Genomic DNA, 8,963 nt, shown 5'->3' on the forward strand with positions numbered 1-8,963 from the left:
GGAATGGCGGTGTATATTAAAGCCATTCAGCCCAATGTGCGGGTAATTGGGGTTGAGCCGGAAGATGCCGCCAGTTTAAAAGCGGCGATGGCGGCCGGTGAACCGGTTACGCTGGCACGGGTGGGATTATTTGCCGATGGTGTGGCAGTAAAACGGATTGGTACCGAGAATTTTAACCTGGCCAAACGCTTTTGCGATGAAGTGGTTACCGTTAGCAGTGATGAAATATGCGCGGCCATTAAAGATATTTTTGATGACTTACGGGCGGTGGCAGAGCCCGCTGGGGCATTGGCGCTGGCTGGCCTTAAAAAATACAGCCAGCAGCTAAACAACAGTACCCTGAGCAAGCCGCAACAATTTGCCGCTGTGCTAAGTGGTGCTAACTTAAATTTTGACACTCTGCGTTATGTATCTGAGCGCTGTGAGCTGGGTGAGAAAAAGGAAGCCGTGTTTGCGGTGACTATTCCGGAAGAAAAAGGCAGCTTTCGTCGTTTTTGCCAAACGCTGGGCGGCCGGGCTATTACCGAGTTTAACTACCGTTACGCTAGTGACCATAAAGCCCATATTTTTGTAGGCATAAAACTGCGCCATGGCCAGCAGGAACTGGATACGGTAACTAAACTTTTGAGTGACGCCGGCTATGATTACCAGGACTTGTCAGACGACGAACTGGCCAAACTGCATGTACGTCATATGGTCGGTGGCATGCCACCGCGTCAGTTACAGGAGCAGGTGTACCAGTTTAATTTCCCGGAATACCCCGGTGCGTTGATGAATTTTCTTAATACCCTGGGCGAAGATTGGAATATTACCCTGTTTCACTACCGTAATCATGGTGCCGCCACCGGCGATGTGCTGGCCGGCTTTGAAGTGGCGCAGCACAGTGATATCGCCAGTTATCTCGACAAGCTCGGTTATCAGTATCAGCAGGTGAGCAGTAACCGCAGCTATCAGACATTTTTAACGGCGGGTTAGCAACGCATCTTGCAATTGCTGCTTTACACGGCTTTGCACTGCCTTTACATCTCTTTACATTCGACTCTTTATACTCAATGGGTCAGCCAATGTCTGTTGTTATTACAAAGGCACTGGCATTACCGGATAGTGGAGAGAAAAATGGAACGTTATAGAAGTGCAGCTTGTGTGGTGCTGCTCGCAGTGCTTAATGGTTGCGGTAGCGACACGACAAATACGGACAGTGCAGATAGTAATAATGGGAGCGCGCCGGCGCCTGTAATATTACCAGCTATGCCGGTATTAAGTGCTCAGCCAGCAGCGGTTAGTCAGCAGCCGTTTGCTGAGTTCAGGTTCGCATCGGCTGATGCCCAGTCGTACGCTTGTCAGTTAAATGATGAGCCGGAAGTGGTTTGTAACAGCCCCTATCTAATTTACCCGCTTGATGTGCAGCAACATACCCTGCAAATACGCGCAGTGGCTGCCGACGGAAAAGTAAGTGAACCGGCATTAGCCAGTTGGACGGTGAGCAGTATTTTCGCAGATGAAAACCTCAGCACCGTACATCCTGATCTTATCGCCACATCGGTACAGCCAGCGCCGACAGCAAGCAACGGCTGGCGCGGAATTTTCCGGATCAACTGCGACCTGTCGCATTCAGGCTATAACGACCCTATCGTTTACCCAGGACAGAAAGATGCTGCGCATCTGCATCGGTTTTACGGCAACACCTTACTGGATGAAAATAGCGACCTTACGTCGTTATTCACCACGGGTGAATCGAGTTGTCAGGGTAATGAGTTAAATCGTTCGGCATATTGGGTGCCGGCGTTGCTGGCGCCCTCTTATGATGTTACCAGTGGCGAGCGCTTGCTCGATGATAACGGTGACCCTGCCTGGCAAATTGTACCTGCAGTAGTGGGTAATGACGATGAAGCACATGAGATTTTTTACTATTCAGCCGGGGTCGATGAACTGGCATCTATTCAGCCTATTCCGCTGGGCCTGAAAATGATTGCCGGCAGTGCTATGGGGATGCCCGGCATGGCGCAGGATACGTCTATCGTGCGCTGGCACTGTCAGTCTTGGGAGTCAAATGATGCAACCAACCCGCGCTGGAGTGCCAGCATTCCTGAGTGTGTGGCACCCGATCGTTTGCGGATGGATATCTTTTTCCCAAGTTGCTGGAACGGCGTTGATTTAGATTCAGCAGATCATAAAAGTCATCTGGCCTATCCGGTTAACTCTGGTGGCGCTAATGGCGCCGTTTGCCCGGGCAGCCATCCCGTACCCATTATCCGGGTAAGTTTTCACTATGCCTATGGCGTCAAACCTGATGTGTACGATCCACAAAGCCGCTCCAGCCGTGGCTGGCGCTTTGCTTCAGACATGTATGAGGTAAGTACCAGCACACCTGGCGGCATGTCATTACATGGCGACTGGTTTAATGCCTGGTATCCAGAGGCATTGCAGGCAGTATTAGATGGCTGTATCCGTCAGCAGCTGGATTGTCACGACGGTAATCTGGCGAACGGTTATCGCTTATCCGGCACCCGGCCCGGCAGCCAGAATGAGGTACCTATTGTTAATAAAGGCATGGGTTATTAACGACGATAAAGCGATAAAAGCTTAGTCACCAGTAAGCTGTTTTAAGCCAGGGTGGTAAAGGCGAAAAAGGGCAAAGGCTCCTACAACTGCAAAGGGCGTAATTTAAAAGATTACGCCCTTGTTGTTTTGGCTATTCCTGTTCAGCCTTGCTCGCGTTCAATTTTGGCAATAATGCTATCTAGCACCATTAAGTCGTTCGCTTTTTCCATATACTCGTCGCTGTCTTCATCCAGTTTTAGCAGTTCAGCGCGTCCAGCAGCTATTTGTCTGACCAGGCATAAACGGATATGACGTAATTCCACAGTTGAGAACATAGCTAACTTACCTCAGATTTTGGGGGACTTAAAAAACTTGGAATTGCGGCAGATTCCAGTTGCTTTAGCTTTTCAATATACAGATAGTACGGCATATCTTGTAAAGGCCGGATAGTGAAGTGGAATTTACCCTCTTTGCCGCCTTTATCCAATGATATATGCAAGCCGTTTGGTAGTTTTGTACTTGCAGGAATCTTCCACCATAGGTTACCAAATTTTGGGTTGCGATAGTTGAACAAAGATAAGCCACCTGATTTGCTATCGACAAAACTAACACCGTCTTTGTCATAAATTTTAACATCCCAAGTGTCTTCTTTTTCATCTCTGGGCGGTGTTGGGCGAATGTAGTCAAGTTTAGGTGTTGTTTTCCTACCTAAACGAAACAGGTCTTCTGGCACCGACATAAAGAATTGAACGGGAGTATGCATTTTCCTTCCTTAGATTGGGATAGTTAGGCTAGTAAATATACTTGATAAATCCAATGTGTGAAATAAATGTTTTAAAAATGTATTTTTTGTTGGTGCTTCGCTTCTGCTAAGATTTGGTCGCTGCTTTTAAAGCACTAAAAGACTAACAATTGTTGAGATGCGAGAGACATAATTTTGCAAAACACGGTAAGAAAAGATAGCGCTCATAAACCGATAGACCAGTTACCCGCTGATGCCACCTGGGATGACCTGATGGAGCAGATTTATGTGCGTCAGGCGATAGAAAACGGCTTAAGTGACAGCGAGCAAGGCAAGTTGCAATCTGTGCAGGAAATCCGGAAAAAATATGGACTGCCTGAGTAAGCATTGACGGTAACAGCAACGCCTGCTTGACCTTTCCCTCGTGGTAAGCTTTAGCCTTGTGCTACCTTAATACTGATAAACAAGGGGTGAGCAATGAGCGACACCATACAACTGCATATTGACGGCATGAGCTGTGCTTCCTGTGTTGGCCGCATTGAAAAAGCATTAAAGCAGGTAGACGGCGTGACTAACGCCAGCGTGAATTTGGCCAATGAAACGGCCAGTGTTAACGGCACCGCGTCGGCAACTACGCTAACCGCGGCTATTACTGAGGCTGGCTATAAGGTCAAGCAGCACCAGCAGCAATATGGTGTAACGGGCATGAGCTGCGCATCTTGCGCCGGTCGGGTAGAAAAAGCGCTGCTAAAGGTGCCGGGCGTCATCAGCGCAGACGTTAATCTGGCGACCGAGCTTGTTAGCCTGACGTTGTTCGAGCAGATTGATAGCACGCAATTACAGCAAGCGCTGGCGGGTACAAGCTATCAGTTGACAGAAAAACAGCAGGCGCGCTCGGAAGCTAGCACCGATAGTACACCGTTTTACCGGCAACCGTGGTTTCCGGTGCTGGGTTCCGCGCTACTGACAATTCCGCTGGTGCTGCCGATGTTTGGTATGTTATTTGGCCAGGACTGGATGTTACCTGCCCTGTGGCAATGGTTGCTGGCGACACCCGTACAATTTTATTTTGGCGCCCGTTTTTATAAAGGTGGCTGGGGCGCGCTAAAGGCCGGTACCGGCAACATGGATTTACTGGTCGCACTGGGTACCAGCGCAGCCTATGGGTTATCACTGTATTTATGGTTAACGTTCGATGCTCAGCATGGCGCACCGCATCTGTATTTTGAAAGCAGTGCGGCAGTGCTGACTCTGGTTATACTGGGTAAATTTCTTGAACAGCGCGCTAAAAGACGCACCACCGATGCACTGCGGGCGCTGGAAAACCTTAAGCCGACTGAAGCCAGAGTAAAACGTGATGATAAATGGCAGCTCGTTGTCGCATCGACCATAAAAAGCGGCGAAATCGTGCAGGTAAAACCGGGTGAGCGCATCGCGGTAGACGGTGAAGTCATCAACGGTGACAGCAGTGTTGATGAAGCGCTGATCAGTGGCGAGAGCTTACCGCTGCACAAAAGCAGCGGCGACAAAGTTGTTGGCGGCGCCATAAATCTCGACGGCGTGCTTGAGCTGCGCGCCACCAGTGTCGGCGCTGAGTCTACATTGGCGAAAATTATCCAACTGGTGGAGCAAGCGCAGGGGGCTAAAGCACCGGTGCAGGCATTGGTAGATAAGATCAGCGCTATTTTTGTGCCAGTAGTATTGCTGGTAGCGCTTATTACACTGCTGGGCTGGGGTTTTAGCACAGGCAACTGGGCACAGGGCATTTTAAATGCGGTCGCAGTGCTGGTTATTGCTTGCCCCTGTGCACTGGGGCTGGCAACACCGGCAGCGATTATGGCCGGTACCGGCACCGCGGCACGGCACGGTATATTGGTGAAAGATGCCATCGCACTGGAGCAAGCCACGCAGATAGATTACGTCATCTTTGATAAAACCGGCACCTTAACCGAAGGCAAGCCTGAACTGGTGCAGTTTACGGCGATAAACGGCAGCGAGGCAGCGCTATTGCAACTGGTGGCTACGTTACAGCAAAACAGCGAGCATCCGCTGGCCAAAGCGGTGCTGGCAAAAGCTGAGCAAGACAATATCAGTGCCAGCAATGCCAGCAGTTTTACAGTAGTTGCCGGTAAAGGTGTAAAGGCGACAGTAGATGGTGCAGAACTACTACTTGGCAGCAGCCATTGGATGCGTGAGCTGGGGCTGGAACTGCCACAGGATCTTATCACTGCTAAAGGAGCCTCGGTATCCTGGCTGGCCAGAAAACAGGGTGAAAGCACCAGGCAACCGCCTGAGCTGCTTGGCTTGTTGTGTTTTAGCGATACGTTAAAACCCCATGCCCAAAAAGCCGTGGCACGATTGCAGCAGCAAGGTATCAGGGTAGCCATGCTGACCGGCGACAGCAAAGCCAGTGCCGAAGTGGTTGCCGGCGAGCTGCAGCTGGATAATTATCAGGCAGAAGTGTTACCGGCCGATAAAGCCAGTTTTATTAAACAGTGCCAACAAGACGGTTATCAGGTGGCCATGGTCGGCGATGGCATTAATGATGCGCCGGCATTGGCGCAGGCTAATTTAGGTATTGCCATGGCAGCGGGAACCGAAGTGGCGGTCAGTGCGGCGGCCATTACGCTAATGCGCGGCGAGCCGGCACTGGTAGGCGCAGCGCTGACCATTGCCGGTAAAACCTATCGTAAAATTCAGCAAAACCTGTTTTGGGCTTTTATTTTTAATACGGTTGGTATTCCGTTGGCAGCGCTGGGTTATTTAAACCCGATTATTGCTGGCGCGGCCATGGCCAGCAGCAGCTTAATCGTGATCAGCAACGCCCTATTGCTACAACGCTGGAAAATGCCGGGGTAAGGCATAGCTATGTTAATAATAAAAATATAAATGTAGCGTGTATCTTGGAAGAAATAGCCCCGTAACACTATTGAAAATCTGACTAATCCCACTTGGTTTGTGCCTATATTTATCCTTGCGGCATCGAAAAATAGATGCTTTAATAACATTTCATTAATATATGCAACCATCAGGGACGACACGATCATGATGCGACCACACCCGCATACCAGCCGTACTCAGCTTGAAACGGCTTTTAAAGAGAACCAGCATGATGTTTATGTACTGAATACTCAGGAAATGATCAGATTGTGGGATGCAGAGCAAAGAAGTAAAGGGAAAAGCCCTCAGCAGATATCGGAAATGTTTGAAAAAATAACAGAGACACCTTTCGCAGAGCAACTTGAAGTTTATGGAAGAGAGTTCGGCGGTACAGCAATAGCAGCAAGTTCAGAGGTCCGGGTTCTTACTGCTTTGGCGATGGATATGAAACGCTCAGGCAGTATTTTTGGAAGGTACTATGTAAAAGTCAGCGGTGGTAAACAATATATTGTATTTAAAGGCCGTGCAGGTTTACGACAGGTTTTAACTGGAACGCGTTACCTTGCCAGTAACACTAAGATTATGAGTATGGGTGTAGGGGGTAAGGCGCTAAAATCATCAGCAAAAGGCGGTTTCTTAATTTCAGTATTGTTTTCGGTAACTATTAATACGCTTAGCTGGTTGTTTGCAGATGAATTTCGTTGGACAGACTGGTTGGCAACAATTAGCACCGACATTGTGAAGGCTGTGATTGCAAGTGCTGCAGGCTATGCAGTTGGTGCTATTGCAGCAACACTAACAACCATTGCTATTGTACCCCTTGTTCTTGGCTTGGTTATGGCAGTTGGAACCGCTTGGCTGTTATTTGAAATTGATCAGCATTTTGGCATTACCAACGCCCTGATTAAACATTTAGAACAAAAAGAAGAGAAGCTAAAGCAAGATATTGCGTCAGGTTTTTATTATGTTTTAAGTTCAACTGGTGCTGTTGTCAGGCGGCAGCTATCACTAGCTTTGCGTAACTATCTCAATACTCTATTGAAGCCCAGGTTTCGTTAATGCAGAATCAGAAATTAAAACTAGTTGCTTCTTCGCTGTTAGCCTTTTTTTTAATGCTTATCTTGAGTGTTTCAGCAGTTGTCATGCTGACAACGGGCTGGCGCCAACATGCCTACGCGATAGCGAGTGAGTTTCCATTAATCATTATCAGTAGTATGCATACTTATGGTCCTGGGGTCATAGTAGGTGCTTTTTCGGGTGCGTTATTGTTTCTGCTGTACTTTATGTATCGCTGTATTTTCCAAACTGAAACACTGTTCTTCAAAAGAACTGAAAAGATCCTGGCCTCTTTTGCGCTAGCCGGTTTGCTAGTTATGTTTGTTGGAAGCCATATTATTACGGCACACTGGCAGAGCAAAGCAGATGCGGCGGGGTTTGCTCCTTGTCCAGCAATGACATTGTTACCAAACCGAGCGACAATGGAAGTTTGGGTTAAAAACGAAACCTTATGTTACGACCCTGATATGCGAAGAATTTTAAGGAGAGGTACAAAAGATGAAATAGCGCAAGTGGCGCAGCATCTCAACGCGAGGGAAAAACAGCAACAGGCCAGACAGAAGTTTTTGCAGCAGGAAGCAAAAATTAAAGATGGTGGCTAAGCGGGAGCGACTGCTACCCAATCTCTACTCTTGCTCATTTCTAATCAGTTTTGGGTAGTGCGATGAACCAACAATCAATATTTAAAGACGCTATTGCTCTGCTATTCTTTAGCATTTTGATGATCGTAGGCATTTGGACACTGCTTTACTCAGTACAAACCCAATTATCAGAAGTTGGTAGTACCAAACCCCTTATTGTGTTGAGTAGCTTTCACGGTTATTTACCCGGGGCTTTGCTAGCCATGGTGTTTATGTTTGGCTATGCCGCTAATCGACTGTGGCGAGCTCTTAGACGGCAACCAATATCCACCGACAATGGCAAAATAACTGCTATAGGTGTGCTTGTTGGTTTAGGCTTAGTAATTGTTGGTAGTTTCGTCATTAACGCGTACTGGGATAATAAAGCGGAATACGCAGGGTTCCAGCCCTGCCCGACACTCACGTTGTTAACAAACCGAGTCACTATGCAGGCGTGGACAAAGAATGAAGCGTTATGTTTCGACAATGATGTAAGGCGGATTATCGTTCGCGGTACTGTGGATGAAACTGCGCAAGTGGCGCAGCATTTAAGTGCAAGGGGAAAACAGCGACAGGCCAGGCAGCAGTTCTTACAGCAAGAAGCACAAAGTAGAAACGGTGGTTAAGCGATTAAATGACTACCACAAATGCGACGCTGAGCCAGTATTCATATGCGCGACTATTCAGCTCCCGGTTTTACGATGAGTATCAGTAATACCAAAGCCATTGCAGCGGGTTTTGCGATGTTTTTTTTTCACACTTTTAATTATTGCAATTATTACGTTGTTGGTACCCTCATGGTTTGAGCAGTTAGCGCAATTTGGGTCAGAACGCCCGCTTATAGTAATCAGTTATTCCGGCAATTTGATGCCAGGGGCTATACTCGGTTTATTGGTAATGCTGGCGTTTGTGATTTTTCAGTTAACTGTAAGGATTCGGGGCAAAGTAGCGTTATCGACGGTAAATAATGTAAACAGCCTTACCGGTAAAGCTATGGTAGCCGCCTTACTGCTGATGTTTGTTGGTAGTTATGCTCTGGGGCACTGGCTTGATCGCAAAGCAGAGCATGCTGGGTATCAGCCTTGTCCGATGTTTACACTTCTTTCAAACCGGGTAACCTACAC

At 48.0% G+C, this 8,963-nt stretch carries 10 protein-coding genes; 8 read left to right on the forward strand and 2 right to left on the reverse strand.

Annotation, left to right across the window (positions count from 1 at the left end; genetic code table 11):
- A partial coding sequence (ilvA, locus tag ABY802_RS14835) for a threonine ammonia-lyase, biosynthetic (RefSeq protein ID WP_372627905.1) occupies positions 1 to 975 on the forward strand: 975 nt, incomplete at its 5' end.
- Between the two features lie 141 nt (positions 976 to 1,116).
- The gene (locus ABY802_RS14840) at positions 1,117 to 2,562 is read left to right on the forward strand and encodes a DUF1996 domain-containing protein (protein WP_372627906.1); all 1,446 of its coding nucleotides are present in this window, start codon (positions 1,117 to 1,119) and stop codon (positions 2,560 to 2,562) included.
- A gap of 140 nt (positions 2,563 to 2,702) precedes the next feature.
- Here ABY802_RS14840 and ABY802_RS14845 read toward each other — a convergent pair whose 3' ends face one another.
- Together ABY802_RS14845 and ABY802_RS14850 are read right to left on the reverse strand one after the other, a co-directional pair.
- Positions 2,703 to 2,876, reverse strand: coding sequence for a hypothetical protein (locus ABY802_RS14845; RefSeq protein ID WP_372627907.1), 174 nt, complete (start codon positions 2,874 to 2,876; stop codon positions 2,703 to 2,705).
- Between the two features lie 2 nt (positions 2,877 to 2,878).
- Positions 2,879 to 3,304, reverse strand: coding sequence for a hypothetical protein (locus ABY802_RS14850; RefSeq protein ID WP_372627908.1), 426 nt, complete (start codon positions 3,302 to 3,304; stop codon positions 2,879 to 2,881).
- A gap of 174 nt (positions 3,305 to 3,478) precedes the next feature.
- On the opposite strand from ABY802_RS14850, the gene ABY802_RS14855 reads away from it, so the two are divergent.
- The 6 genes from ABY802_RS14855 to ABY802_RS14880 form a co-directional block, all read left to right on the forward strand.
- Complete coding sequence (locus tag ABY802_RS14855) at positions 3,479 to 3,667, forward strand: hypothetical protein (protein ID WP_372627909.1); 189 nt, start codon at positions 3,479 to 3,481, stop codon at positions 3,665 to 3,667.
- A gap of 93 nt (positions 3,668 to 3,760) precedes the next feature.
- Positions 3,761 to 6,142, forward strand: coding sequence for a heavy metal translocating P-type ATPase (locus ABY802_RS14860; protein WP_372627910.1), 2,382 nt, complete (start codon positions 3,761 to 3,763; stop codon positions 6,140 to 6,142).
- Positions 6,143 to 6,328: 186 nt separating this feature from the next.
- Positions 6,329 to 7,222, forward strand: a complete 894-nt coding sequence (locus tag ABY802_RS14865; protein ID WP_372627911.1) for a hypothetical protein — start codon at positions 6,329 to 6,331, stop codon at positions 7,220 to 7,222.
- Positions 7,222 to 7,821 (forward strand): hypothetical protein, encoded by a 600-nt coding sequence (locus ABY802_RS14870; protein WP_372627912.1) that lies wholly within the window; start codon positions 7,222 to 7,224, stop codon positions 7,819 to 7,821. Before ABY802_RS14865 ends, ABY802_RS14870 begins: the two co-directional genes overlap by 1 nt.
- A gap of 62 nt (positions 7,822 to 7,883) precedes the next feature.
- Positions 7,884 to 8,465: a hypothetical protein gene (locus ABY802_RS14875; protein ID WP_372627913.1), complete on the forward strand. Its 582-nt coding sequence runs from the start codon at positions 7,884 to 7,886 to the stop codon at positions 8,463 to 8,465.
- 241 nt (positions 8,466 to 8,706) lie between these two features.
- Positions 8,707 to 8,963: hypothetical protein (locus ABY802_RS14880; RefSeq protein ID WP_372627914.1), on the forward strand; the 257-nt coding region annotated here is incomplete at its 3' end.

The organism is Arsukibacterium sp., from assembly GCF_041616895.1.
Lineage (GTDB): Bacteria > Pseudomonadota > Gammaproteobacteria > Enterobacterales > Alteromonadaceae > Alishewanella.

Coding starts and splice junctions, on each gene's coding strand:
- ABY802_RS14845 (WP_372627907.1), bottom strand. CDS start 2,876: ATGTTCTCAACTGTGGAATTACGTCATATCCGTTTATGCCTGGTCAGA.
- ABY802_RS14875 (WP_372627913.1), top strand. CDS start 7,884: ATGAACCAACAATCAATATTTAAAGACGCTATTGCTCTGCTATTCTTT.
- ABY802_RS14840 (WP_372627906.1), top strand. CDS start 1,117: ATGGAACGTTATAGAAGTGCAGCTTGTGTGGTGCTGCTCGCAGTGCTT.
- ABY802_RS14870 (WP_372627912.1), top strand. CDS start 7,222: ATGCAGAATCAGAAATTAAAACTAGTTGCTTCTTCGCTGTTAGCCTTT.
- ABY802_RS14865 (WP_372627911.1), top strand. CDS start 6,329: ATGATGCGACCACACCCGCATACCAGCCGTACTCAGCTTGAAACGGCT.
- ABY802_RS14860 (WP_372627910.1), top strand. CDS start 3,761: ATGAGCGACACCATACAACTGCATATTGACGGCATGAGCTGTGCTTCC.
- ABY802_RS14850 (WP_372627908.1), bottom strand. CDS start 3,304: ATGCATACTCCCGTTCAATTCTTTATGTCGGTGCCAGAAGACCTGTTT.